General features: G+C 72.4%; 17 protein-coding genes. All 17 read left to right on the plus strand.

Going from position 1 to position 25,495, the window contains the following annotated elements; genetic code table 11:
• Positions 1-58: 58 nt before the first annotated feature.
• Positions 59-1,198, plus strand: a complete 1,140-nt coding sequence (locus SOM19_RS12560; RefSeq protein ID WP_320486945.1) for a serine/threonine-protein kinase — start codon at positions 59-61, stop codon at positions 1,196-1,198.
• A complete protein-coding gene (locus tag SOM19_RS12565) occupies positions 1,198-7,140 on the plus strand; it encodes an Ig-like domain-containing protein (protein ID WP_320486946.1) in 5,943 nt (1,980 codons plus the stop codon). The genes SOM19_RS12560 and SOM19_RS12565 overlap by 1 nt, the downstream gene beginning before the upstream one ends.
• 46 nt (positions 7,141-7,186) lie before the next feature.
• Entirely contained in the window at positions 7,187-8,152 is a 966-nt protein-coding gene (locus SOM19_RS12570) for an AAA family ATPase (protein WP_320486947.1), read from the plus strand.
• Positions 8,149-9,522 carry a DUF58 domain-containing protein gene (locus tag SOM19_RS12575; protein ID WP_320486948.1) on the plus strand — a complete coding sequence of 458 codons (1,374 nt, stop codon included), beginning with the start codon at positions 8,149-8,151 and terminating at the stop codon, positions 9,520-9,522. The genes SOM19_RS12570 and SOM19_RS12575 overlap by 4 nt, the downstream gene beginning before the upstream one ends.
• Entirely contained in the window at positions 9,519-12,032 is a 2,514-nt protein-coding gene (locus SOM19_RS12580) for a transglutaminase-like domain-containing protein (RefSeq protein ID WP_320486949.1), read from the plus strand. Before SOM19_RS12575 ends, SOM19_RS12580 begins: the two co-directional genes overlap by 4 nt.
• A complete protein-coding gene (locus SOM19_RS12585; RefSeq protein ID WP_320486950.1) occupies positions 12,029-13,510 on the plus strand; it encodes a DUF5684 domain-containing protein in 1,482 nt (493 codons plus the stop codon). The genes SOM19_RS12580 and SOM19_RS12585 overlap by 4 nt, the downstream gene beginning before the upstream one ends.
• Complete coding sequence (locus tag SOM19_RS12590) at positions 13,507-14,196, plus strand: hypothetical protein (protein ID WP_320486951.1); 690 nt, start codon at positions 13,507-13,509, stop codon at positions 14,194-14,196. The genes SOM19_RS12585 and SOM19_RS12590 overlap by 4 nt, the downstream gene beginning before the upstream one ends.
• Before the next feature lie 25 nt (positions 14,197-14,221).
• On the plus strand, positions 14,222-15,559 hold the full coding sequence (locus SOM19_RS12595; protein ID WP_320486952.1) for an RDD family protein: 1,338 nt from the start codon (positions 14,222-14,224) through the stop codon (positions 15,557-15,559).
• Positions 15,556-20,043: a type VII secretion EssC family protein gene (locus SOM19_RS12600; protein WP_320486953.1), complete on the plus strand. Its 4,488-nt coding sequence runs from the start codon at positions 15,556-15,558 to the stop codon at positions 20,041-20,043. The genes SOM19_RS12595 and SOM19_RS12600 overlap by 4 nt, the downstream gene beginning before the upstream one ends.
• Positions 20,044-20,138: 95 nt before the next feature.
• Positions 20,139-20,426, plus strand: a complete 288-nt coding sequence (locus tag SOM19_RS12605) for a WXG100 family type VII secretion target (RefSeq protein WP_320486954.1) — start codon at positions 20,139-20,141, stop codon at positions 20,424-20,426.
• 91 nt (positions 20,427-20,517) lie between these two features.
• Positions 20,518-20,817, plus strand: coding sequence for a hypothetical protein (locus SOM19_RS12610; RefSeq protein ID WP_320486955.1), 300 nt, complete (start codon positions 20,518-20,520; stop codon positions 20,815-20,817).
• On the plus strand, positions 20,814-22,187 hold the full coding sequence (locus tag SOM19_RS12615) for a coiled-coil domain-containing protein (protein WP_320486956.1): 1,374 nt from the start codon (positions 20,814-20,816) through the stop codon (positions 22,185-22,187). The genes SOM19_RS12610 and SOM19_RS12615 overlap by 4 nt, the downstream gene beginning before the upstream one ends.
• Before the next feature lie 37 nt (positions 22,188-22,224).
• A complete protein-coding gene (locus tag SOM19_RS12620) occupies positions 22,225-22,809 on the plus strand; it encodes a hypothetical protein (RefSeq protein ID WP_320486957.1) in 585 nt (194 codons plus the stop codon).
• Positions 22,806-23,696: a hypothetical protein gene (locus tag SOM19_RS12625; protein WP_320486958.1), complete on the plus strand. Its 891-nt coding sequence runs from the start codon at positions 22,806-22,808 to the stop codon at positions 23,694-23,696. Before SOM19_RS12620 ends, SOM19_RS12625 begins: the two co-directional genes overlap by 4 nt.
• On the plus strand, positions 23,693-24,319 hold the full coding sequence (locus SOM19_RS12630; protein WP_320486959.1) for a hypothetical protein: 627 nt from the start codon (positions 23,693-23,695) through the stop codon (positions 24,317-24,319). Before SOM19_RS12625 ends, SOM19_RS12630 begins: the two co-directional genes overlap by 4 nt.
• A 287-nt stretch (positions 24,320-24,606) precedes the next feature.
• Positions 24,607-24,975, plus strand: a complete 369-nt coding sequence (gene rpsL, locus SOM19_RS12635) for a 30S ribosomal protein S12 (RefSeq protein ID WP_056223944.1) — start codon at positions 24,607-24,609, stop codon at positions 24,973-24,975.
• 5 nt (positions 24,976-24,980) lie between these two features.
• A complete protein-coding gene (rpsG, locus tag SOM19_RS12640; protein ID WP_320486960.1) occupies positions 24,981-25,451 on the plus strand; it encodes a 30S ribosomal protein S7 in 471 nt (156 codons plus the stop codon).
• Positions 25,452-25,495: the final 44 nt, after the last annotated feature.

Here is a 25,495-nt window from a genome sequence, read left to right on the forward strand (position 1 = left end):
CAGGTTTGCTGTGTGTTCCAGCACGCCGGCTCTCCGGCGAACGATCGGGGGAGGTGCCGTGGCCACGAGGCTCCCCTCCGCGCCGCCCATCCTCCCCGGCCTCGCGTACATCCGGCCCCTCGGCTCCGGCGGCTTCGCCGACGTGTTCCTCTACGAGCAGGACATGCCGCGGCGCAACGTCGCGGTGAAGGTCATGCCGAGCGACGTGCGCGACCCCGACCTCCGACGCATGTTCAACGCCGAGGCCGATGTGCTCGCCCACCTGTCGGCGCACCCGTCGATCGTGACCGTCTACCAGGCCGGGATCTCTGCCGACGGACGCCCGTACATCGTGATGGAGTTCTGCCCGGGGTCGCTCGCCCAGCGATACCGCATCGAGCGGATTCCCGTCGATGAGGTGCTCGCGATCGGCGTGAGGATGGCCGGGGCCCTGGAGTCCGCCCACCGCGCCGGCCTCGTCCACCGCGACGTCAAGCCGAGCAACATCCTCATCACGACCTTCGGTACCCCGGTGCTCGCCGACTTCGGCATCTCCTCGTCGCTGCTGCAGAAGAGCGCCGACGAGGTGCTCGCGATGTCGATCCCGTGGAGCGCGCCCGAGGTCGTGGCGGAGCAGACCGCCGGCTCGATCGCGAGCGAGGTGTGGAGCCTCGGCGCGACCGTGTACTCCCTGCTCGCCGGTCACAGCCCGTTCGAGCGGCGCGAGCGCGGGCAGAACACCAAGGAGCTGCTGCGGCGCCGCATCGCCCGCGCCAGCTACACCGAGATCCCGCGCGCCGACGTCCCGGCGTCGCTGCAGGCGCTGCTGGCCACCGCGATGAGCCGCGATCCGGGGCGGCGGCAGACGTCGGCGCGGGCCTTCGCCGAAGAGCTGCGCACCGTGCAGGCCGAGCTCGGCCTCTCACCGACGCCGCTCGAGATCCCCGACGCCGAGTGGTCGCCCGCCTCCGATCCCGTCGACTTCTCCGACTCCGCGCTCCGCGGGCCGGCGCGGTCGCAGATCGAGCGCGAGGGCACGCGCAAGCGCCGCGCATCGACCGGGGTGTCCGGCCTCGCCCGCGACGAGGACACCGACTTCTCCGCTCCGTCGCGCACACGGCGATCGCCGCTGCCCTGGATCATCGGCGGGGTGCTCGGCGCTGTCGTCGTCGCGGCCGGCGCCGTCGTGGCCACGCTGTTCGCGACGGGCGCCCTCTGATGCGCCGCCGCAACGCCATCGGCCTCGTCGCCGCCGGTGCCGCGCTCGCGGTCGTGGTGGGGGCCAGTGTCGTCTGGCCGGGTCTGGATGCGCAGGAGACGCCCGAGGTCGACACCGCGGTCTGGGCACTGCAGACCGGTGAGGGCCGCCGCTACGCGCGGGTGAACACGTCGGTGGCCGAGCTCGACACCGTCCGCGGAATCAGCAACCCCGACCAGGTCGTGCAGACCGCAGACGCCGCCTACATCTTCAGCGACAGCTTCAGCAAGCTGACGCGGATCGACGAGGCACTGCCCACCGACCTGGACGAGGAGGCGCTGCGGGCGTCGCAGTCGACGCCCGCGGGCACGACCGAGGTCGTCACGGCGGGGGACTTCGTCGCGTATCTGACGGATGCCGGTGCCCTCTACGCGGGCCACCTGTCGGCCGGAGACCCGGTCAAGCTCGATCCCTTCCCCTCCGACGCCGAGGACGCCCCGCAGTACACCGCCGACGCGATCGCGGTCGACGATCGGGGCGTGCTCTTCGCCTACTCGCAGCAGAACGGCTCGGTGCTGCGCTACGACATCGACGCCGCGGAGGTGAACGGCCGCGATCCTCTCGACGCCGAGGGCCTCGCCTCTCCGGCGATCACGGCGGCGGGCGACACGTGGGCGGTCGTCGACGTCGACGACGGGGAGGTCTGGCTGCGCGGAGCGGATGCCCCGGCCCAGGCGCCGACGACGGGGACCGTCGTCGTGAGCGCGCCGGATGCCGATGGCGCCGACGTCTACCTCGCGGGCGAGACGGCGCTCGTGCGGGTGCCCGTCGACGGCTCGGAGTTCGACACCGAGACCGGCGGCACCGCCACCGTGCTGGGAACCCCCGCCACGCCCATCGTCCACGACGGGCAGGTGTATGCCGCCTGGCTCGCGCAGGGCGAGGGCGGAGGTCTGCTCTGGCGCTCCGACACCGAGACGACGACCGTGCTGGACTACGGTGCCCAGGCGCTGCCGGATCAGCGTCGACCGGTGTTCGTGGCGAGTGCCGAAGCCGTCATCCTCAACGAGACCCGATCGGGCTGGGCCTGGACGGTGCCCGACGGCGACCTCATCACGTCGAGTCAGGACTGGTCGCTCGATGACCGCACCGACCCCGACGCCGTCCCGAGCGAGGAGCAGCTGCCGGTCGTCCTCGACCCCAAGCCCCCGATCGCGGAACCCGACGCGTTCGGCGTGCGCACCGGAAGCCTCACCACACTCCCGGTCCTCCTCAACGACCACGACCCGAACGAGGACGTGCTGAGCATCGACCCCGCCTCGGTGAGCGGCCTCGACCCCGGCTTCGGCTCGGTGTCGCTGACGGATGACGGCCAGCGTTTCGCCGTGCGCACCACTCCGGGCGCCAGCGGATCGGCCACGTTCTCGTACAGGGTGACCGACGGCACCTCGGAGGGCGGCCTGCTGTCGGAGCCCACGACCGTCGTGCTCACGGTGGCCGCGGCATCCGCCGACTCCGCCCCCGAGTGGTGCGGGGTCGAGCGATGCCTCGTCGAGTGGCCGCAGCCCGAGGTCGCCCGCGGCGGCACGGTCACCGTGCCCGTCCTGCCCGGCTGGGTCGACCCCGAGGGGGACCCTCTCCTGCTGCTGAAGGTCGAGAATCCGGGCGGCGTCGGCAGCGTCGCGGCGACCCCCGGCGGCGACGTCGTCTACCAGCACAGCGACAACGGCGACGGCGGCGAAGAGCTCGTCGAGCTGGTCGCCACGGTCGCCGACACCGAGGGGATGACCACCGAGAAGTCCCTCGTCGTGCGGGTCTCGCCCGAGCCCGAGCTGCACGTGCAGTCGTTCGCCGTCGTCGACACCGTGGACGCGGCGCTCACCGTCGATGTGGCACGTCATGTGACGGGGACGGCCGGCATGCTCTCCCTGGACTCGGTCCGGGTCCTCGACGACGCCGCCGCCACCGCGACGATCGTCGACGGGACCACGGAGTTCGACTTCTCGGCGAAGGCGCCGGGCACCTTCCGTGTGGACTTCACCGTCACGGACGGATCGGCGGACGCGACCGGCACCGCACGCATCACCCTGCTGCCCGCGGACGCCCCCGCCGAGCTCGCGACCTCGCCCGTGGTGGCCTTCGTCCACCCCCAGCAGGATGCGACGCTCGACGTGTTCGCCGCCGTCTCGAACCCCACCCGCCGCGTGCTGCTGCTGAGCGACGTGGTCGCCACCGCAGACGACGGCGCAACCCTGTCTGTCGACGCCGTGGGGCAGAACAACCTGCGGGTGTCGGGCACGACCGCCACCGGGGCCGCCGGACGACTCGGCACCGTGTCGTACGTGATCAGCGACGGCACCGAGGACCAGGGATCCCGGGTCGAGGGGGAGGCGACGGTCTACCTGCTGCCGCCCGCACCCGAGCTCGCGCCGATCGCCGTCGACGACACCGTCGTGGTCCGCGCAGGCGCTCAGATCGACATCCCGGTCCTCGTCAACGACATCTCCCCGGCGGGCGGGCGGCCCACGCTCAACCCCGCGTCCGTCGTCTCCTCCACCAAGGGCGCCCTCGCGTTCGCGGCGGGCGACGTGCTGCGCTACCTCGCCCCCGACAAGCCCGGCGAGTACGGGATCAAGTACTCGGTGTTCACGACCGGGGCGCCCGCGCTCGCCGACACGGCCGACGTCCGCGTACGGGTGCTGGCGGACGACACGAACCGCCGCCCGGTGCCCGACACCCTCGAGGGCAGGGTGCTCAGCGGACAATCCGCCCTCGTCGAGTTCGACGGCTTCGGGATGGATCCCGACGGCGACGTGGTGACGCTCGACCGCATCGTGGAGCAGCCGGCGCGCGGCGCGGCGACCATCTCCGCCGACGGCAAGTCCATCCTCTACTCCAGCGTTCCCGGCGACCGCGGGCAGGTCTCGTTCCGGTACCGCGTGGTCGACGCGTTCGGCGAGACCGGCGAGGCGTCGGTGCACTTCGGCGTGCTCGACGGGCAGTCCAATCCCAGTCCGGTGACGTTCACCGACTACGTGCAGGTGCAGGCGGGCGAGGGCAACTCGATCAGGGTCAGCCCGCTCGCCAACGACGTCGACCCGACGCTCGGCACCCTCGCGATCACCGAGGTGCGCCCGGATCTTCCCCGAGCGCTCCTCGACGGCAGCGAGAACCCCGAGTTCGCGCGCCTCGAGGAGCGCATCCTCGACGTCGACGACGGCACCGTCGTGATCGAGGCGGGCACCGAGCCGACCACGATGTCGTTCCTGTACGACATCGTGTCGAGCTCCGGCAACACCGGTCGCGGGCTCGTCGTCGTCCGGGTCGTGCGCGAGAGCGTGCCCGACTACCCCGTCGTCGCCGACACCATCCTCACGGCGGAATCGCGCGAGGACTTCACCACCGGCGTCGATGTGCTCTCCGACAAGGCGACCTGGTCCGGCGGCGACGTGTCGGGCCTCGACGTCGCACTGTGGGGGGAGGCGGACGGCGTCCAGGTCGACGGCTGGGAGCTCAGCGGCGACCTGCCGGCGCGGACTCGGCTGATCCCGTTCGCCGTGACCGGCGAGGGCGACTCGGGGGAAGTCACGACCTATGCCTTCCTCCGCGTCCCCGGCGACGACGACCTCGCACTGACGATCCGCGCGGGAGCGCCCTCGCCCGAGGTGGACGAGCTGGAGTCGGTGTCGTTCGACATGGCCGAGCTCGTCGCCAAGCCGCGGGGCAGCCGCATCGAGGTCGGCACCGATGTCCGCGTCTCCGGTGCACGGGCCGAGGCGGCCTGCGCGGTCGACTCCGGCACCACCGTGCGCTACGACTCGGGCCCGGGCGCGCCGTGGGTCGACTCCTGCCAGGTGCCGGTGCGCCTGGAGGGCCAGGACGACTGGACGTACCTCTCGGTGCCCATCATCGTGCGCGCTCTCGACCCCCAGCCCGAGCTGCGTCCGGGGTCGATGACGGTCGGACCCGGAGAGACGGCGACGTTCGACCTGCGCGACATGACGACATGGCAGCTGCGCCAGGACTGGGACGGCATCGAGTACGCGGTCGAGTACGCCGGCTCCGCCTTCGAGGTGTCGCTGAACGGCTCGGTCGTGACCGTCACGGGCGCGGACAGCGCGGTGCCCGGCTCCGAGGAGGCCGCCATCGTCTCGGTGACCAGCCACACCGCGGTGGGCCCGGTGCGCCTCATCCTCCGGGTGGGAGCCGCGCCGTCGACGCTGCCGCAGGGCGGCTCCACGACCCAGCAGTGCTCGCAGGCCGCCGGCACGTCGTGCACGGTGTCGGTGATCGGCGCCGGCGGCGAGGTCAACCCGCTGCCCGGAACCCCGCTCGAGGTCGTCGACGTCCGCGCGGCGGGAGCCTGCGCCGGGGTGACCTTCCGCGTCGCCTCCGCGACCTCGGTCGCCGCCGCGTGGGCCGGGGATGCCCCCGGTGCGACCTGCACCGCGACCTTCTCGGTGCGCGATGCCCAGGGCCGCACGACGAGCTCCGAGCGCGACGGGCGACTGCTGCTCGACCTGCTCGGCTACCCCAAGTCGCCGTCGAGCGTCGTGCAGACCGCCTACGCGAACGGCACGGTGACGCTGCGCGTCGACCCCGGGGAGGCGCGCCTGGCGTACCCCGCGCTCTCCGGCTTCGTCATCCGCTCCGGCGGCAAGGACGTCGGAGAATGCGGTGCCGACGGCACCTGTGCGCCGATCGCCGCCCCCAACGGCGAGGAGCGCACCTACGAGGCCTTCGCCGTCAACGGCGTCGGAGAGTCCCGCACCGGCGTCCGCACGGTCGCATGGGCGTACGACACGCCGCCGACGCCGTCCCGCGTCACGAGCCGTGCCGTCGTCACCGGCGGCGAGGGCGGTGTGGTCGAGCTCACCATCGAAGGGATCGTGCCGTCCGAGACCGGCAGCGTCGAGATCAGCAGCGCGACCGGAGAACGCGTGCGGATCGCGGTCGCGCGCAACCAGACCACTCTGGAGGTGCCGGCCTACCGCGTGGGCACGAACACCTCGACTCCGATCACCGTGACGCCCTTCTCCCGGTTCGCGCTGCCGCCAGGACTGGGTGGGAGTGTCTCCGGCGCGGCGGCCACCGTGTCCGGCAACGGCATCGGCGCACCGCGCGACCCCAGGCTCACCCTCAGTTCCGTGTCCAACGGCGACGGGACGGCGACGGTCACGGCGCAGGGCACGGCACTGCTCAACGGCGACGGCTCGACCCTGCGGTACGGCTTCGCGCGAGAGGGCGACCGCTGCCGGACGAGCGCCGACGGCTCGCAGGCGACCTTCGGCGGCCTCGCGGACGGTGAGGAGTACCGCTTCGTCATGTGCGTGGAGTCGTGGCGCGACGACTCGTCGTTCGGTCGCTCCGAGACCGTCGAGTCGGTGCGCGCCCAGCAGTCCGGCAGGGCGCCGCAGGGCTGGACCTTCGTCGTGGACGCGACCCCGAACGTGGTCGACCGGCGTGCCGACTGGATCATCCGCGCGGCGCCGACATCCACCGAGAATCCGCCCCGCAACAACAGCGTGGAGTTCCGCGGCGGGCCGCCCACGAGCGTGGTGGGCCAGGATCCGAACATCCAGGTGCGCTATGTGCACCGGTTCTGGGACAGCGCCACGCCGTGGGCGGCCGTCGTTCCCGCTCCCGGCAGCGCCCCGTACCAGGTGCAGGCGAGCTGGAGCGTGGTGAGCTGCGTCGGCGGATCCGATCTGGTCGCCGCCGCCCAGTCGACCGGAGGACTGGCCGCGATCGCGTTCGGGAACGCCGGGCTCACCTTCTACGACAAGAACGATGCGGTTCTCACCCGCACGCCCGACACCTGGACGGTGCCGCAGGGCGCCGTGCGCGTGACGGGCATCACGGTCTCGGTGGACTGGAGCGCCCAGGGCTGGGGTCTCGCCCCCGCCGCGTCGACCATGGACGCCGAGTGCGACCCCAACGAACCTGGACCGCCTGCTCCCTGAGCCGGCTGCCCCCACCCTTCCCCCATCTGACGACAGAGGACAGCACATGACGATCACGCAGGAGCAGGCGACCTGGTTCGCGCAGACGTTCAGCCAGCTCGCCGACAACGTCGAGCGCGCCGTGCTGGGCAAGCGGCACGTCGTCGAGCTCGTGCTCACCGCCATGCTCAGCGACGGGCATGTGCTCCTGGAGGACGTGCCGGGCACGGGCAAGACCTCTCTCGCGCGGGCCATGGGGCAGTCGGTGCAGGGGACGAACACCCGCATCCAGTTCACCCCGGATCTCCTCCCGGGAGACATCACCGGCATCAGCGTGTACGACCAGAAGGAGGGCGTGTTCGAGTTCCACGCCGGTCCGATCTTCGCCAACATCGTGCTCGCCGACGAGATCAACCGGGCGAGCCCCAAGACGCAGTCCGCTCTCCTCGAGGTCATGGAGGAGGGGCGCGTCACCATCGACGGCGTCTCGCGCCAGGTCGGCGTGCCGTTCCTGGTGCTCGCGACCCAGAACCCCGTCGAGCAGGCCGGCACCTACCGCCTGCCCGAGGCGCAGCTCGATCGCTTCATGATGCGCACATCCCTCGGCTATCCCGACCACGCCGCCACCGTGCGCATCCTCGACGGCGCCGCCGTGCCCGTCTCCGACCTCGCGCCCGTCATCACGCCGCAGGCGCTCGTCGGCATGGCCGACCTCGCCGGACAGGTCTACGTCGACGCGCTCGTGCTCGACTACATCGCGCGCCTGGTCGACAGCACGCGCTCCGCCGACGAGGTGCGACTGGGCGTCAGCATCCGCGGCGCCCTCGCCCTGACCCGCGCGGCCCGCACGCGCGCCGCCTCGGAGGGTCGCACCTACGCGACCCCCGACGACGTCAAGAGCCTCGCCGTCGCCGTGCTCTCGCACCGCCTCATCCTCCACCCCGAGGCCGAGTTCGACGGCGTCACGCAGGAAGCGGTCGTCGGCCAGGTGCTGCTCGATGTCGCTCCCCCCAGTCGCCGCGAGGCCGTATGAGCCTCACCGAGTCCCGTCTCACCCGCACCTCCGCCGGCACCGGCGCCACCGGCCGCACCCACGTCACCGCGACGTCGGTCACCGCCTCGCGCCGCGGCCGGTCGCTGGTGCGCGTCGTGGTGTGGTGGGCCGAGGTGTGGCGCGCGATCGCCGAGGGCATCCGCGCCGCGGCGGCCTGGGCGGCGCGCACGGTGCGCCCGGCCGGCGTGCTGGTCGTGGTCGCCGCGACCCTGGGACTCGGCCTCGGCATCGCGTTCGGCTGGGTGGAGTGGATGGTCGCCGGCGCGGCCGCTCTGGTGCTGCTCGCGGCATCCGTCCCCTTCCTCTTCGGCGCGCGGTCGTACGACGTCGTGCTGTCGCTCGCCCACGAGCGGATCGTCGCCGGCGACGGAGCGACGGGCGAGATCGTCGTGCGCAACGACGGCCACCGCATCGCCCTGCCCGGGCGGCTCGACATCCCCGTCGGCGCGGGGCTGGTCGAGTTCGGCGTACCCCTGCTGCGCCCGGGCCACGCCGTGTCGCAGCCCCTCGACATCCCGGGGCTGCGTCGCGGCATCGTCACGGTCGGCCCCGCCACGACGGTCCGCAGCGACCCCATCGGGCTCCTGCGACGCGAGCACGCGTTCGAGGATGTCCACGACGTCTACGTGCATCCCCGCACGACCACGCTCCCGTCCACGAGCGCCGGGCTCATCCGCGACCTCGAGGGCAATCCGACGCGACGGCTCGTCGACTCCGACATGTCGTTCCACGCCATCCGCGAATACGCCCCGGGCGACTCGCGGCGTCAGATCCACTGGAAGTCGACGGCGAAGACCGGCCGGCTCATGGTGCGTCAGTACGAGGAGTCCCGCCGGTCCCGCATGGCGGTCGTCCTGGGCGCGGCCGTGCAGGAGTACGCCGACGCCGACGAGTTCGAGCTCGCGGTGGGCTGTGCCGCCTCGCTGGGCCTCCGCGCGGTGCGCGACGCCCGCGACGTCGAGATCGTGACGGGCTCGGAGATCCCGCGCGTGGTCCGCGGACGCCTCCGCGCCATCCGTCACATCCCGGCCGCGGCCCCGCGTCCCATGCTGGACGGCTTCAGCGGGGTCGAGCTGCTGGAGAGCACGATGTCGGTGACCGAGGTATGCCGGCTCACCGCGGAGTCGGGCGACCGGCTCTCGATCGCATTCGTCGTCGTGGGCTCCCGGGTGACACTGACCCGGCTGCAGCAGGCCGCTCTCGCCTTCCCCGGCGACACGGCCGTCGTCGCCGTCATCTGCGACGAGCGCGCCCATCCGCGCATGCAGCAGCTCTCGAGCATCACCGTCCTCACCGTCGGCACGCTCGACGACCTGTCGGGCCTCCTGCTCCGGGGGGCCACCTCATGACGAGGGCGACGGATGCCGCGCGCAGCGCCGACCGTCCGCGCCGGTTCGTGCCGCGCATCGCCGCGGGCGCCGCGCTGGCCGCCGTCGTCGTCGTCACGGCCGCCGTCGCGGCCTGGCCGATCTACCGGTCGTGGCACCTCACCGTGCTGGTCGCCGCGAGCGTGCTCGTGGCCGCCGCGATCGCCGCGGTGGCCTGGCGCCGTCGATGGAGCGGCTGGCTCGTGGCCGGGGTGCTGGCCGCCGCGTTCCTGCTCATCGGCGTGCCCCTCGCCGTCCCGTCACGCCTGGGCGCACCCGCCGACCTGCTGCGAGGTCTGGGCGAGCTCAGCGCCGGTGCGCTCCTCGCCTGGAAGGACCTCGTCACCGTCGAGCTGCCGGTGGGCGCGTACCGCAACCTCCTCGTCCCGGCCCTGATCGTGTTCCTGGTCGGAACCTGCGCCGTGCTGCTGCTGTCGTGGCGCGAAGACCGCACCGCCTACGGGGCGGTCCCCGTCGCGCTCGGCATGGTGTCGTTCGGGCTCTTCTTCGGACGGACCACGGTGAGCGCGCCGCTCTCGCTCGGACCGGTGGTGCTCTACGCCCCCGTCGAGACGGCACTCGGTGTCGCGAGCCTGCTGGCCTGCCTGCTGTGGCTCGCGTGGCGCACCCACGAGGAGCGCGTGCAGGCGCTGCAGCGCGCTGCTGCGTCCAGCGGCGTGCGCATCTCCCGGCGTCCCTCCCGCGCCGACCGCCGGCGCACCGCGCTGGGCGCCGGAATGGTCGCCGTCGCGCTCGTGCTCGCGGTCGCCGTGGTGCCCTTCGCCGCTCGCGGCGCCGAGCGGGACGTGCTCCGCACCGCCGTCGAGCCCGAGATCGACCTCTCCGCGTCCGTCAGCCCGCTCGCCGAGTATCGGGCGCTGTTCGCCGACGGCCGCGCCGACGAGGTGCTGTTCGCCGTCTCCTCGGGCGAGAGCCTCCCGAGCCGGGTGCGGCTGGCGACCCTCGACGCCTACGACGGAGAGGTGTTCCGCAGCGGCGGCGAGGGCGCCGTCGACGCCGGGCGGTTCGTCCGCGTGCCGTCGCTGCTCGACGCGGGAGCCGGCACGCCGGTCGAGGCGGAGATCGCGATCGACGGCCTGCAGGGGATCTGGATGCCGACCGTCGGCCGTCTCGCGTCCGTCGAGTTCGCGGGCGACCGTGCCGCGTCGCTCGCGGACCGGTTCTACTACAACTCCGCGGCCGCCGCCGGGGTCCAGACGGCCGGCGGCGGGCTCACCGAGGGCGACCGCTACGTCGTCGACGGTGTCGAGCCGGCTGCTCCCGACCTCGCGGAGATCGAGGCCCCCGGCGGCGTCAGCCCCGGTGTGGCCGCGCCCGAGAGCCTCCGTGCATGGATGGACGAGCACGCGTCGGGGACGGGCGGCGCGGCACTCGCGGAGCTCGTCGGGCTGCTGCGCGAGCGCGGCTACCTCAGCCACGGCCTGGCACAGGGCAAGGAGTCCCCGGAATGGGCGGAGGCGCTGGCCGACTACGCCCCCCAGCCGAGTGCTTCGGGACACTCGCTGGCACGCGTCGACACGATGTTCGCACGGCTGCTCGAGCGTGAGACGGACCCCCGGGCGGAGGCATCCGGCAACTACGTCGCCGCAGTGGGCGACGACGAGCAGTTCGCCGTCGCGGTGGCGCTCATCGCCCGCGAGCTCGGATTCCCGTCGCGGGTGGTGCTGGGCGCGCGACTGGGCGAGTCCGAGCCAGGGCTGGCGGCGTGCGACGGCGGCGTGTGCCGTGCGCAGGACCTCACCGCGTGGACCGAGGTGCAGTCGTCCGCGGGCGAGTGGGTCCCGATCGACGTCACGCCGCAGTACGCGCAGTCGCCGAGCCTGGACGTCACCGAGCAGCGCGACCCGGAGGTCGTCACCGAGGTGCGCCCCGACTCGGTCGAGGAGGTCGTGCCGCCCGAACCCGTGCAGGAGGACTCCGCCGCGGGCGAGCCCGACGACGCCGCCGTCGGACCCGACCTCGCGTGGCTGTGGCCGGTGCTCCGGACGGCCGGCGTGGTCGTGCTGGTGCTCGGGCTGGCGTTCGGTCCGTTCCTGGTCATCATCGGCGCGAAGGCCGCCAGGCGCCGCTCGCGACGCCGTGCCGGCGCCCCCGCCGTGCGGATCGCCGGAGGCTGGGACGAGTTCGTGGATGCCGCGGTCGACGCCCGCCGCGAAGCGCCGCGCACGCACACCCGCCGTGAGCTGGCCGCGTCGTTCGAGTCGGAGGCCGGCCTCGCGCTCGCCGAGACCGCCGACAGGGCCGTATTCTCTTCCACAGACGTGACGGCGACCGATGCCGAGGAGTACTGGCGCGCGGTCGAGGTGCAGCGCCGGGTCTTCGCGAGGGAGCGAGGGTTCTGGCGGGGCCTCGCGGTCACCGTATCGTTGAGGTCGTTCGTCCGACACCTGGCACCCGCCTCGGGTGCCCGCACGCGTTTCGCCGAGAGGGGGAAGCGCCGGGCCCCCCAGCCCGCGCGTTCGATGCCATGACAGTCGATGCTTCCACGAGCGTTGTACCGATCCTGCTCTCACTGATCGCGTTCGCCGCCCTCTACGTCTGGACGGCGATCGCGCTGTCCGCCGTGTTCCGCAAGTCGGGCGAGGAGGCGTGGAAGGCGTGGGTTCCCGTCCTCAACGTCTTCGCGCTGCTCCAGCTCGGCGGACTCTCCGGCTGGCTCGTCCTCCTCGTGCTGGTGCCCATCCTCGGCCCGCTCGCGCTGTGGGTCGTTCAGGTCATCGCCTGCTACCGCATCAACCTGGCGTTCGGCTTCGGAGCGGGCATGACCGTGCTCGCGGCTGTGCTGTTCCCGGTCTGGGCGACCGTCGTCGGCTTCGGCTCGTCGCGCTGGGTCGGCGCCGAGCACGCGGGTGGTGTGCGCCGCTCGTCCCAGGACGACGTCCCGCTCCCTGGCTACTCGGCCGCCGCCGCAGGCACGCCGCCGCTGCCCTCGCCGTCCCCCGGCCCCTCGCCGTCCCCCGCTCCAGTCTCGTCGGCGCAGGGCGCCTGGGCGCCCACGGCCTCGGCGGCTCCGCTTCCCGCTTCCGCGCTTCCCCCCGTGCCGCCGATGCCCTCGATGCCTCCGGGTGCCCCGGCGCAGTCCCCGGCGGCAGCCGTGGCCCCCGAGGCTCCGATCTCGTTCGTTCCGGTGCTCTCTCCCTCCGCCGCACCGCCCGCTGCTCCTTCGCCGCTGCGCGCCGCTGTGCCGGTCACCGAGCCGGCCCCCGCCGGCCCGAGCGCCGCATCCGCCGCCGACGACCGCTGGGGCGGGTTCGACCTGGGCGCCGTGGGCGAGCTGACCGGCGAGGTCACCGCCGCGGTGAAGGGAGCGCCGCAGCCCATCGCGGCGGTGCCCGGGCCCGCGGAACCGGAGCTCGACGCGCCCGCGCCGCAGCCCGCCGTCACCCGCGTCCCGGCCGCGCGGCCGTCGTCCGAGCCCGAGCCGTGGGCGCCGTCGCGGTCGCCGCTGCCCGAGGCCGACGCGTTCCCGGAGGCCTCCGGTGAGGTGTCCGCCGTGGCCGGTGCTCCGGATGCCGGCATCCCGCGCTCCGCCCGCTCGTCGGTCTCTGCTCAGCATGTGCTGCCGGAGATCCCCGACGACGACGTCGAGCTGACGGTGATCGCACACCGCCGCAAGGCGCGCTGGTCGCTCACGCTGCCGTCCGGCTCGCCCGTCGACCTCGTCGCGGACGTGGTGCTGGTCGGCCGCCGCCCGGCGCCGAGCACGGCCTATCCGAGCGCTCAGCTCGTCGAGGTCGACGACGGCACGGTGTCCAAGACCCACCTGCGCCTGGAGCGCGACGGAGACGCGTGGTCGGTCACCGATCTGCATTCCACGAACGGCACGGTGCTGATCGCGTCGGACGGCGCCGAGCGCGAGATTCCGCCGGGTGCTCCGCACCGCGCGCCGGCACGCTTCCTCATCGGTGACGCCGAACTCCGGCTCGCGCCGGACGATGCGAGCCGATGACGTCGGCTGATCTCCCCGACGAGGAGACCGCGCGTTCGGTCCGCCCTCGCGCGAACGCAGGCGCGACCCCCGTCGAGGAAGCCACCGTGCTCTCCGCTCGCCGGCGCGGGGTCGATGAGCCCGCCGATGACGTCACCCCGCTCTCGACCAGGCCGCGCCCGGTGCTCGAGCCGGAGGCGGACGACACGGCGCCCTCGTCCCGCCGTCAGCCCCAGCACTCCGACGACGTGAACGCCGACACCGTGATCGCGCCGCCCCGGCGTCGTGCGCTCGCGGAAGACGCCGACGACACCGTCCTCTCGCGTCGCCCCGCGCCCTCGGGGGCCGACACGGTGCCCGAGCTCGAAGACACCCTCATGCGTCCGAACGCCCCGGCCTCGCGCCCGGCCATCGGCGCCCCGGCCGCGCCGGCGGAGCAGGCGACCGCCGCGCGCGACGCGCATGTTCCGGATGCCGCGGCCCTCCGCGTCCCGGTCCCGCCGCGCGCCGTGCCCACCGTCGCCGTGGTCCGCACGTCCCAGGCGTCGCCCTCGTCGCTCCCGGATCGTTCGGCCGCCGTGCCCGATCATGAGAGTCTGGAGGGCGCTGTCCGTGGGCGCGAGCGACGCCGGGTGCTCATCGTGGGGCTCTCCACGGTGGTCGTCGCCGTGGCGGCCGCCTTCGTGCTCGTGCTCCTGCTGACGTGAAGCGACCGGTGACTTGAGGATGACGATGACCGACCCTGCCGCTGCCGCCACCCCACCGGGGGCGGACGACCCCGCGAACTGGAACGACGCAGACCCCGTCTCGGCCGCTCGGCTCGGGATGGTGCCCGCGAGCGCCGGCTTCCGCTCGCTCGCCTTCGCGATCGACTTCTCGATCTGGGCGCTGCTCGCCTCGCCGGTCGTGCTCGGCGGGATGATGGCCGTGAGCGGGGACACCTCCCTCCTGCCCGTCCTGCTGATGGTGGGCGGATGGGCTCTCGCCTCCGTGTTCGGCCTGATCCAGCTGATCACCCACGGTCGTCGCGGTGTCACCGTCGGCAAGGCCGCGCTGCGGCTCCGCTCCATCGGGGTCTCCGACTACGGCCGTCCCGGGTTCTGGCGCGTCGTGCTGCGAATCCTCGTGCTCTGGGCGAGCACCATCCTGCTGGTCGTCGTGGGTCCGGCTCTGCTGTTCGCCTCGGCCTGGTGGGATCCGCAGCGGCGAGGTCGCAGCATCCTGGACCGCACCGGCCGGTGCTGGGTGATCGATGCCCGCGCGGGCCTCGACCCCTTCGACGCCAAAGCGCTGCGCCACGCGCGCCGCGTCCTGCGCGGGCGGCCGGATGACGCCGAGGCGCTGCCCTCGATGGCGAGCGGCGCGGACGCCGAGTCGGCGCTGCGGATTCCGGATGCCCGCTCCCGGGCCGGAGTCGTGGGTCCGGGCGGTACGGGCGCGCAGTGGGCGCGCTCGCACTCCGCCCAGGACCTCGGCGTGATCGATGGGGTGCCGGGTGCGAGCCCCTCGCCCGCGTCGCCGGCCCCGACGTCGGGCTTCGCCCCTTCCGAGGCGGGATTCGCGACGGTCTCCGCCGCGTTCGCTCCGCCCGCCGTCGCCCCGTCCGCTGCACCCCCCGCCGCGCCGCCCGCCGCGGCTCCTCGGGTCGCCCCGCTTCCCGCCCCGGCCGCTCCGCCGGCCGAAGTCGTGCAGGCCGCGGGATCCGCGCCGGCAGCCGGCCTGCGCCGCGCGCAGGCGATGGTGCGCTTCGACGACGGATCGGTGCTGCGCGTGCCGGTGCTCGCTCTCATCGGCCGCGACCCGGACGCCGCTGCGGGCGAGACCGCCGACGCCCTCGTGCGTCTGGAGGATCCGCAGCGACTCATGTCGAAGACCCACGCGGCCTTCGGGCAGGACGCCGAAGGCGTCTGGGTGAGCGACCGCGGCTCGCGCAACGGCACGCAGCTCCTGTCGCCGGGCGGCGACCTGGTGGATGTGCCTGTGGGCGACCGCATGCGCGTGCCCCTGGGATGGACCGTGCAGGTCGGCGGCCGAACGTTCGAGCTCGTTCCGAGAGGTGCTGATTCGTGAAGCTCAAGCTGGGACTGCGCCGAGGCGTGGGCTCGACCGTCGACGTGCTGGTCACCGCCGACTCGACGGCGACCGTACAGGATGTCGCGCGCGCACTCGCCGAAGGCGACGCCCTCGCGGCGCCCGGCGGGGTGAACGCGAGCGACGTGCCGACGCTGCTGGTGGCCTCGCCCGCGGGGCAGCCCGTGCACCTCGACCCGTCCGCCTCGATCGCGGACGCCCCGATCGGCTCGGGCTTCGACGCCTCCGTCGTCCCGGCGGTGGTCGGCGCGGGAGCCGACGGCGCCGTCACGGCCGCCGTCATGCGCATCCACAGCGGTCCGGACGCCGGCCGCACGGTGCCGCTCCCGGTCGGGACGAGCGTGATCGGCCGCGTCGCGCCCGCCCAGGTCGTGCTCGACGATCCGCTGGTGTCCAAGCGCCACGCCCGCGTCGAGATCGATCAGGGCATCGAGCTGGTCGACCTCAACTCGGCCAACGGACTCGTCGTGGACGGCGGCCTCGTGCAGCGCGTGCGCGTGATCCCCGGGCAGAAGATCACGATCGGCGCGACGGAGGTGTCGTTCTCGCTCGTGCCGCGCGTGATCACCGACGACTCGCTCGTGCTCGAGCGCGGCGGCGCTCTCATGTTCAACCGCTCGCCGCGCGTCGAGGACCGCTATGCGGGCCAGGAGTTCCGGCATCCGATCATCCCGAACGAGGCCGACCCGCGGATCTTCCCGTGGCCGATGATCATGGCCCCCGTGCTGCTGGGCCTGGCCATGTTCGCCGTCACGCAGCGGCCCACGTCGCTGCTCATCGTCGCGATGGCGCCGCTCATGATGCTCGGCAACTTCATCGGCCAGCGCACGCAGCAGGGCAAGAAGCTGCAGCTCGAGATCGAGACCTTCGAGACCCAGCTCGAGGAGCTGGAGGACCAGCTGCAGACGGAGGAGTCCGTCGAGCGCGAACGCCGCAGGGCCGAGGCGCCCGCGACGGCCACGGTCTATGAGAACGCCATGGCCCTCGGGCCGATGCTGTGGACCCGGCGGCCCGAGCACTGGAACTTCCTCGGGCTGCGGCTGGGAGTGGGCGCCGGCGCGAGCCGCAACACCGTCCAGGAGGCGAACGACCAGCGGGGCATCGCGCAGTACTCGCAGCAGGTCCGCCGCCTGCGCGACCGGTTCGCGCGCATCGACGACGTGCCCGTCATCGAGCTGCTGCCGTCGGCGGGAGCGATCGGCATCGCCGGCCCCCGCGAGCTCGCCGCCGACGTCGTCCGCGGGCTCGGCGTGCAGCTGTTCGGGCTCCACGCGCCGAACGAGATCGTCACCGCCGCCATCGTCGACCCGGGCTGGACCGGCGACATGGAGTGGATGAAGTGGCTGCCGCACACCACGAGCCCCCGCTCGCCGTTCGCCGAGATGGCCCTCGCCGACAGCCAGTCGGCCGGGACGGCTCTGCTCAACGGGCTCGAGGAGGCGATCCTCGAGCGGCTGTCGGGCTCGCCGGCCCACCGCGGCCCGCTCGCGGCCAAGGACGTGTCGATGACGCTCGGCAAGTTCGTCGGCGAGCAGGCGGGAGGCGGCTCGTCGGGTGTCGGCGACGTCTCGCTCGTGCTGTTCGTCACCCACGACGCGCCCGTCGACCGGCCCCGGCTCACCCAGGTGATCGAGCGCGGACCGGACGCCGGGGTCTTCACGATCTTCGTGGCTCCCACCGTCGAGTCGCTGCCGGCATCCTGCCGCACGTACATCGACGTCACCCAGGGCCTCGACGACGCCATGGTCGGATGGGTCCGCGCGGGCGATCGCGCCCAGAGCGTCGCGATCGAGGGCGTCTCGCGCGAGTACGCCGAGATCTTCGCCAAGCGACTCGCCCCGGTGGTCGACTCCAGCTCGGTGGCCGCCGACTCGTCCGACCTCCCCGCGAGCGTGTCGCTGCTGCGGCTCATCGGCTCTGACATGGCCGCCGAGCCGCAGGCCGCGATCGAGCGGTGGCGCCAGAACAACTCCATCATCGACCGCACCCGCGGTCCCCGCGCCCGCCTCAAGCGCGCCGGGACCCTCAAGGCCTATGTCGGCCAGGGCAGCCCCGACGCGATGTCGCTCGATCTGCGCACCCAGGGCCCGCACGCGCTCGTCGGCGGCACCACCGGCTCGGGCAAGTCCGAGTTCCTGCAGGCGTGGGTGCTCGGCATGGCCGCCGAGTACAGCCCCGACCGCGTCACGTTCCTGTTCGTGGACTACAAGGGCGGCTCCGCCTTCGCGGACTGCGTCGAGCTGCCGCACACCGTGGGTCTCGTCACCGACCTGAGCCCGCACCTCGTGCGCCGTGCGCTGACGAGCCTGCGCGCCGAGCTGCACCACCGCGAGCACCTGTTCAACCGCAAGAAGGCGAAGGATCTCCTCGAGCTCGAGAAGCGCCAGGACCCCGAGACCCCGCCCGCGCTCGTGCTCGTCATCGACGAGTTCGCCGCGCTCGCCACCGAGGTGCCCGAGTTCGTCGACGGCGTCGTCGACATCGCCCAGCGCGGCCGGTCGCTCGGCATCCACCTGATCATGGCCACGCAGCGCCCCGCCGGCGTCATCAAGGACAACCTGCGCGCCAACACGAACCTGCGCGTGGCGCTGCGCATGGCGGATGCCGCGGACTCGAACGACGTCGTCGGCGACACGGTGGCCTCCACCTTCGACCCCTCCGTGCCCGGTCGCGGGATCGCCAAGACCGGCCCCGGCCGGCTGGTGCCGTTCCAGTCGGGCTACGCCGGAGGCTGGACCTCGGACGAGCCCGATCGCACCGAGGTGCGCGTCGCCGAGCTGCGCTTCGGCTCGGTCACGCTCTGGGAGGCGGAGGGCGACAACGACTCCGACACCCACGACGAGGACCTCGGACCCAACGATCAGAAGCGGCTCGTCGCGAACCTCGTGCGCGCATCGGCGGATGCCGGCATCCCGCGCCCTCGCCGGCCCTGGCTCGACGACCTCGCCACGACGATCGACCTGCGCGACCTGCCGCTCGCCGGCGACGCCATCATCCCGATCGGGCTCGCCGACATCCCCCAGCGCCAGCTGCAGGAAGCGGTGACGTTCCAGCCCGACACCGACGGCCACATGCTCGTCTACGGCACGAGCGGCGCCGGCAAGAGCGCGGCGCTGCGCACCATCGGCATCGCCGCGGGCGCCCGGCCCGACCTCGGCCGGGTCGCCGTGTACGGGATCGACTTCGGCACCGGCGCCCTGCGCTCGCTCGAGATCATGCCGCACGTCGGGTCGGTCGTCTCCGGCGACGACGTCGAGCGCGTGCAGCGGCTGTTCCGCACGCTCCGCGGCGTGCTCGACGACCGTGCCAAGCGCTACTCGAACGCGAACGCCGCCACGCTCACCGAGTACCGGCAGATCACCGGCGACACCTCCGAGCCGCGCATCCTCCTCCTGCTCGACGGCTTCGGCGTCTTCAAGCAGGACTGGGAGACGTCGTCCACCCGCTCGGCCTTCTACGCCATCTTCATGCGGCTCCTCGGCGAGGGGCGTCCGCTGGGCGTGCATGTCGTGGCCACGGCCGACCGCTACGGCGCCGTCCCGACGGCGGTGAGCGCGAACGTCACCAAGCGCATCGTGCTGCGGATGTCGGACGAGGGGGCCTACTCGATCCTCGGGGTCGCCAAGGATGTGCTCAACGAGCGCAGCGTCCCCGGACGCGCCATCGTCGACGGGCTCGAGACCCAGGTCGCCGTCATCGGCGGCACGACGAACGTGGCCGAGCAGAACACGGCCGCGGCGGCGTTCGCGGACGCGCTGCGGGCCGCCGGCGCCGTCGAGGCGAAGAACATCGGCGCACTCCCCACCGAGCTCGACGCGGCCGAGCTGCCGTCGCGCGTGGGGGAGCTGCCGGTGCTGGGCATCGGCGACGACACCCTGGGCCCCACGGGCTTCGAGCCCATCGGCACCTTCGTGGTCGCCGGCCCGCCGCAGTCCGGCAAGACGACGGCCGTGCGGGCGATCATCTCGGCGCTCGAGCGCTTCGACCCCGAGGTCGAGCTCTTCCACGTCGGCGGGCGCCGTGCGGCGCTGCGTGAGTTCCGTCCGTGGCGGCGTGCGGTCTCGGGCATCGAGGACGTGCGCACCCTCGCCAGGGAGCTCAAGGACATCGTGGCCGACGAGTCGATCGGCAAGCGCATCGCGGTGGTGGTGGAGAACATCACGGAGTTCGGCGACACCGACGCAGAGCGACCGCTCAAGGAGCTGTTCCAGGCCATCAACCGCAGCGACCACTTCTTGATCGCCGACGGCGACGTGGCGCAGCTGAGCAGCGGCTACGGTCTCGTGGGCGAGCTCAAGGCCGGCCGGCACGGGATCGCGCTTCGTCCGGAGACGTACGACGGCGACTCCCTGTTCAAGGTCGCGTTCCCCAAGGTGCAGCGGCACGAGTACCCGGCCGGGCGCGGCCTGTTCGTGGAGAACGGCCAGTTCGTCACGGTCCAGCTGCCGCTGGTGTCCGAGTAGGAGCACATGGGGATTAGTCCCCATCGGAGTCTGTGCGAGGTCGCGTTAGCCTGTTCGTGCCGGGTTGGTCCCGGCCCCCTGACGAAGGAGATGTGATGGCGGATTTCAAGGCGTCTTACGGCGAGATGGAAGCGATGTCGGGCAAGCTCGACTCCGGTCGTGAGGAGATCGGCGATGTGCTGCGTCGCCTCAAGAGCGATGTCGACCGTCTGCTGGGCGATGACTTCAAGACGCAGCACGCGTCGGGCAAGTTCGGCGAGGGCTACACCGAGCTGACCACCGGTCTGGAGAAGGCCATCGAGGGCATCTCCGACATGGGCGAGTCGCTGCGCAAGATGCAGCAGGCGATCAAGGACACCGACTCGGCACTCGCCGGCAACTGACGGATGACGAAGCCGAGTCGCCGATGACGGCGGCTCGGCTTCGTCGATACCCGCGGTCCGCGTGCGGCCCCGGACGATGAAGGATGACTGAATGAGCGCGCCAGGCGTCGACCTCGACCTCGCCGATCTTCTCGTGATGAACGAGAGTCTCGGCCGCTTCGTGACCGAATTCGAGAACATCGGAGACACCACCTCCGGCGTCCAGGACGCCGTCGGCCGGCCCGCCGGCGACGGCCGGCTGCGCGACAAGGTCGGCGACTTCGAATCGGGGTGGGACGGCAACCGCGAGGTGGTGCTCGAGTCGCTCCAGAACGTGCACGACCACATCACCGGTGTCATCGAGGGCTTCAGCCAGGCCGACATCGACATGGCGAAGGGCGGCGAGGCATGAGCTTCCCCGGCTACGGTCTCGTCTCACCGGAGGCGCACTACCCGCTCGGCCCGCTCGAGGGCGACCCGGAAGCCATCGAGGCCGCCGGGCGCACCTACGAGAGCATCGGGGCGCAGATGACCTCGACGGCCGATGAGCTGGCGAGGCTCGGCAACAACGAGAAGTACAAGGCGGAGAGCCTCGACGCGATCCGCGAATCCGCGCGAGAGCTCCAGGCCGACCTTCACAAGGTCGCCGAGCGCTACGAGAAGACCGGCCCGGTGCTCGTCACGTACGCCTCCGCGCTGCGACTCGCCCAGCGCACGACCGTCAACCCCTATGTGCCGCGGATCCAGGCCGCGCACACCGCGCACCAGGAAGCCGTCGAGGCTCGTCGTCAGGCCGAGAACGACGCCGACGACCTCGACCGCACCTGGCCGTGGGAGGACGAGGCGACCGACGCCGAGAAGCGGGTCGCCGCCCAGGCGCTCTCGGGTGCCGAGAGCGCCGAGTCGTCCGCCGAGGGCACGCTCACCAGCCTGTGGGAATCCTTCGAGTCCGGCTACGGGGTCTGGGACACCGCCTACGAAGCCGCCGTGAGCGGCGTGCAGAGCGCGCTGGACGCCTCGGGGATCAATGACTCCTGGTGGGAGGACGCTCTGGACGGGCTTGCCGACGTGGCGGCCTTCATCGGCGCGATCGCCATCGTCGTGGCACTCGTGGTCACCGGGCCGATCGCGGCCATCGCGCTCGTGATCGCGACGGTCGTCGCAATCGTCGCCCTCGTGGCGCATCTCACCATGGCCTTCGCCGGATCGAGGCGCGTCAGCGGCTGGGACATCCTGTTCGACGTCGTGGGCGTCGTGCCGTTCCTCGGGGCCTTCGGCAAGGCGCTCAAGGGCGGTCAGGGCGCGCTCGGCTCGCTCCGCATCGCCAGCGGTGCGGCCACGGCGTCGGGCTCCACACTCGCCGCCGGGCGGAACGCCGTCGCGCTCGACATGCGCGCGATCAGCAGCGCCGGACGCGGCGGCAACCGGGCCGCGCGCGAGGCGCTCGCCCCCGGCATCGCCGACAACTTCCTGTCCGGCGTGAACGGCAGCTGGGCGCGCGGCACGTGGAACGCCATTCGCGGCGGCGGCGGCCGGGTCGACGGCCAGGTCTGGACCATGTCCGAGCGCATGGCCGGCGCGTGGCCGGGCGCCGGAACCGCCGGGATGCGCTCGCAGAACTGGATGCAGCTCAACGGCGCCATGCCGGGGCCGGTCTTCCAGGGTGCGAACGTGTGGAACGCCGCGTACGGGAACTACGACGGCGTTCTGCAGCCGATCATCCCGGGTGCACCGGACCTCCAGGACCACCTTCCGAACGTAGACTTCTTGATCGGTCGATGACGGGGATCAGCCCCGCGCCACGTCAGCCAGGAACCTCGTGACCGCTACGCCCATCAGCATCCCGTACGACCCCGACCGCTGGATCCACGTTCCGCTGGACTACCTCGCCACGAGCTGGTCCGACGCGGGGGAGTGGTCTCGCTGGATCGCCGACGAGGCGACGCGCGGACGCGCGGACGCCGAGGAGATCGCTCCGCTCGTGCACGACCAGGCGATGGCGACGGCGCTCTTTCCCGCCGAGCACGTCAGCGCCCGGTTCTGGCACTACCCCGTGGACGGCTTTCCGGCCGGGTTCGTCGACATCTACGTCGAGGCCCGCGACGACGACGGGACCCCGGCGGCCGAACTGCTGCCTGAGCCCGGCATGACGATGGTCGAACCGGTGATCGAGCCGGTTCCCTCCGACGTCTTCCGCGACGCGGTCCGCAGGCTCACGCTGACGGCGATCCTGCCGGAGGCCGACGCCGACCCGGTGCTCCTGCCCAAGGCGGAGTGGATCGGCGCGGGCGACGGCTGGGTCGGCTACGCCGTCTCGGGCGACCACGATGTGGCGCGGCTGAACGACCGCCTCGCCGACACCGATGCGCTCTTCCGCACGCTCGACCCGCGGCGCGTGTCATGACCTTCACCGGCCAGAGGGATGTGCGTCGGCACCTCGAGAAGCGCTCCGCGTCGCGCCCCTACGCGTCGTCGCAGGCGGCGGTGGAGGATGCCGCCCGGGTCGCGCTGCTCGTCGCCGTGCCCCAGGCCCAGCGCAGCCGCCAGTTCATCCGGCAGCAGGCCATCACCGAGCTCAACGCCGCGCGCGAGGGATCGCTGCGGGAACGCGCGGCCACCGTTGGCGGCCCACAGGTCCCCGGCACGCTGCAGAAGGTCCTGGTCGTCGTCGCGCTGCTCCTGGCTCTCGCCGGCCCCGCCCTTGTGCTGGGCGTGGCGGGCGGGCGCCGCAACGCCTTCGACGTGCAGGACGGCGCGCTGTGGACCGGCCTGCTCGAACTGGCCTCCGTCGCACTGTTCGCGTGGCTCGCACGCTTCCGCCACGGCTCGCCCGGGCGGTCGGTGACCGACGTGCCGTCGCGCCTGTATCTGTTCTTCGGCATCCTGTGGCTGGGGCTCGTCGCGCTGATCCTCCTCTTCCGCCGCGGCGAGATCGACATGTACGAGCCGCTCCTCCCGTTCCTCGGGATCGCGCTGATGGTGCTCGCCGGGATCGGCGCCCTGCTGCTGTGGCGGCGCGAGCGTGCGGTCGACAAGCGGCTCGGCCTGCACGGCGTCGACTCCGGCGCACGCCTGGTCGTCGACGACGATCAGCCGGCCCTGTGGCGCGCGCTGGACGACTGGTGGCGTGCGGCTCCGACCTGGCTCACGCCGGAGGAGAAGTCCGACGTCTCGGCCGCGTTCGCCTCGGCGCTCGCCGTGCTGCACGAGAAGGGCGCCATCAGCAGCGCCGAGGCGGCCGGCGCCGGCGCCGTGCCGCCGTGGAGCATCTGGCGCGAGGACCGCGCATGAGCTCGCTGCGCGCGGAACTCGGCGGGAGCGTGCCGCCGCCCACCCCGTACTCGATCCTGTGTCCGCCGGCCTGGCGGCGGGTCGCTCCGTCGGCGCTGCTGGAGGAGGACACGTCCAAGGCGCTGTTCGACACGATGAAAGGCGCGGGTCGAGCGGACCTCGTCCTCGAGATGCGCACGATGCTCTCGCAGTACCGCCGCTCGATCCGCGACCTCAATGCGTTCGACATGTACCTGCCGCCGCTCGTCGACGGCGTCATGATCCCGGCGTCGCTGCTCGTCTCCCCGCTGGTCCTTCCCACCGGCGTCGACTGGGATGCCGCGCTGGTCCGGCTCGCCCGCGGGAACGCCGTGGACGAGGCAGACTTCACCGAGACCCGGATGTGGGTGTGGCGGCGCTCCGACACGCTGCGCCACGACAGCGTCGAGCTCGGCATCCGCGAATCCACTTACATCGTGCCGGTCCCCGAAGAGGCGGCGATGCGCCGCGCTCTTCGCTTCCAGTTCACCGTGCTGGTGACGCCGGGCGCGGGAGCGGACGCCGAGACCGAGCGATTGCTGGCCCTCGGCGACCTGATGATGAGCACGATGAACTGGCGACTGCCGGGATCGGGGCGTCGCTGATCCACCCGCGTTTGACCGGGCCCCGGCATCCCGCGTATCATTGATCCAGTGTGCGCTCGCGCGCGCCCTCCGACGTGCCTCGGCACCGAGCAGGGTCGCGGGTGCCGCATCTCAGGGAACGGCCTGCGAACAGGCCACCCCCACGGCATATCCACCACACAACTGCGCGGCACAATCATGGCGCGCCGGTGGATACATGTGAGCCCGCCGCGTCACGAATCGAAAGATCCGGATCCAGCGGGGGAGACACGAATGCTGTCACCGTGCAGCACTGAGAAGGAGAGAACGTGCCAACCATTCAGCAGTTGGTTCGCAAGGGTCGCTCGCCCAAGGTCACCAAGACCAAGGCGCCGGCGCTCAAGTCGAACCCGCAGCAGGCGGGCGTGTGCACCCGCGTGTACACGACCACGCCCAAGAAGCCCAACTCGGCGATGCGCAAGGTCGCCCGTGTGAAGCTCCGCAACGGCTCCGAGGTCACCGCGTACATCCCCGGCGAGGGCCACAACCTGCAGGAGCACTCGCTCGTGCTCGTCCGCGGCGGTCGCGTCAAGGACCTGCCCGGTGTCCGCTACAAGATCGTCCGTGGCGCCCTGGACACCCAGGCCGTCAAGAACCGTAAGCAGGCTCGCAGCCGCTACGGCGCGAAGAAGGGTTGAGTTAGATGCCTCGCAAGGGACCCGCCCCGAAGCGCCCCGTCGTCAACGACCCGGTATACGGCGCTCCGATCGTCAGCCAGCTGGTGAACAAGATCCTCGTCGACGGCAAGAAGTCGATCGCCGAGTCGATCGTCTACACCGCCCTCAAGGGTGTCGAGACGAAGAACGGCCAGGACGCCGTCGCCACGCTCAAGAAGGCCCTCGACAACGTGCGCCCGACCCTCGAGGTCAAGTCGCGCCGCGTCGGCGGCTCGACCTACCAGGTGCCGGTCGAGGTCAAGCCTCACCGTGCCAACACGCTCGCGCTCCGCTGGCTCGTGAGCTACGCGAAGGGTCGTCGTGAGAAGACGATGACCGAGCGTCTCCAGAACGAGATCCTGGATGCCTCGAACGGCCTGGGTGCCGCGGTCAAGCGCCGCGAAGACACCCACAAGATGGCCGAGTCGAACCGCGCCTTCGCGCACTACCGCTGGTAAATCAGCGCACCGCCGCATCGACGGGCTCAGGCACCTGAGCAGGG

This window comes from Microbacterium sp. CFBP9034 (assembly GCF_034045255.1).
In the GTDB taxonomy this organism is placed as follows: domain Bacteria; phylum Actinomycetota; class Actinomycetes; order Actinomycetales; family Microbacteriaceae; genus Microbacterium.

What these genes read in the sequence shown, in the direction of transcription:
- SOM19_RS12625 (WP_320486958.1), top strand. Translation starts at nt 22,806, where the DNA reads ATGACCTTCACCGGCCAGAGGGATGTGCGTCGGCACCTCGAGAAGCGC.
- SOM19_RS12585 (WP_320486950.1), top strand. Translation starts at nt 12,029, where the DNA reads ATGACAGTCGATGCTTCCACGAGCGTTGTACCGATCCTGCTCTCACTG.
- SOM19_RS12575 (WP_320486948.1), top strand. Translation starts at nt 8,149, where the DNA reads ATGAGCCTCACCGAGTCCCGTCTCACCCGCACCTCCGCCGGCACCGGC.
- SOM19_RS12570 (WP_320486947.1), top strand. Translation starts at nt 7,187, where the DNA reads ATGACGATCACGCAGGAGCAGGCGACCTGGTTCGCGCAGACGTTCAGC.
- SOM19_RS12595 (WP_320486952.1), top strand. Translation starts at nt 14,222, where the DNA reads ATGACCGACCCTGCCGCTGCCGCCACCCCACCGGGGGCGGACGACCCC.
- SOM19_RS12610 (WP_320486955.1), top strand. Translation starts at nt 20,518, where the DNA reads ATGAGCGCGCCAGGCGTCGACCTCGACCTCGCCGATCTTCTCGTGATG.
- SOM19_RS12565 (WP_320486946.1), top strand. Translation starts at nt 1,198, where the DNA reads ATGCGCCGCCGCAACGCCATCGGCCTCGTCGCCGCCGGTGCCGCGCTC.
- SOM19_RS12630 (WP_320486959.1), top strand. Translation starts at nt 23,693, where the DNA reads ATGAGCTCGCTGCGCGCGGAACTCGGCGGGAGCGTGCCGCCGCCCACC.
- SOM19_RS12590 (WP_320486951.1), top strand. Translation starts at nt 13,507, where the DNA reads ATGACGTCGGCTGATCTCCCCGACGAGGAGACCGCGCGTTCGGTCCGC.
- SOM19_RS12605 (WP_320486954.1), top strand. Translation starts at nt 20,139, where the DNA reads ATGGCGGATTTCAAGGCGTCTTACGGCGAGATGGAAGCGATGTCGGGC.
- SOM19_RS12615 (WP_320486956.1), top strand. Translation starts at nt 20,814, where the DNA reads ATGAGCTTCCCCGGCTACGGTCTCGTCTCACCGGAGGCGCACTACCCG.
- SOM19_RS12580 (WP_320486949.1), top strand. Translation starts at nt 9,519, where the DNA reads ATGACGAGGGCGACGGATGCCGCGCGCAGCGCCGACCGTCCGCGCCGG.
- rpsG (WP_320486960.1), top strand. Translation starts at nt 24,981, where the DNA reads ATGCCTCGCAAGGGACCCGCCCCGAAGCGCCCCGTCGTCAACGACCCG.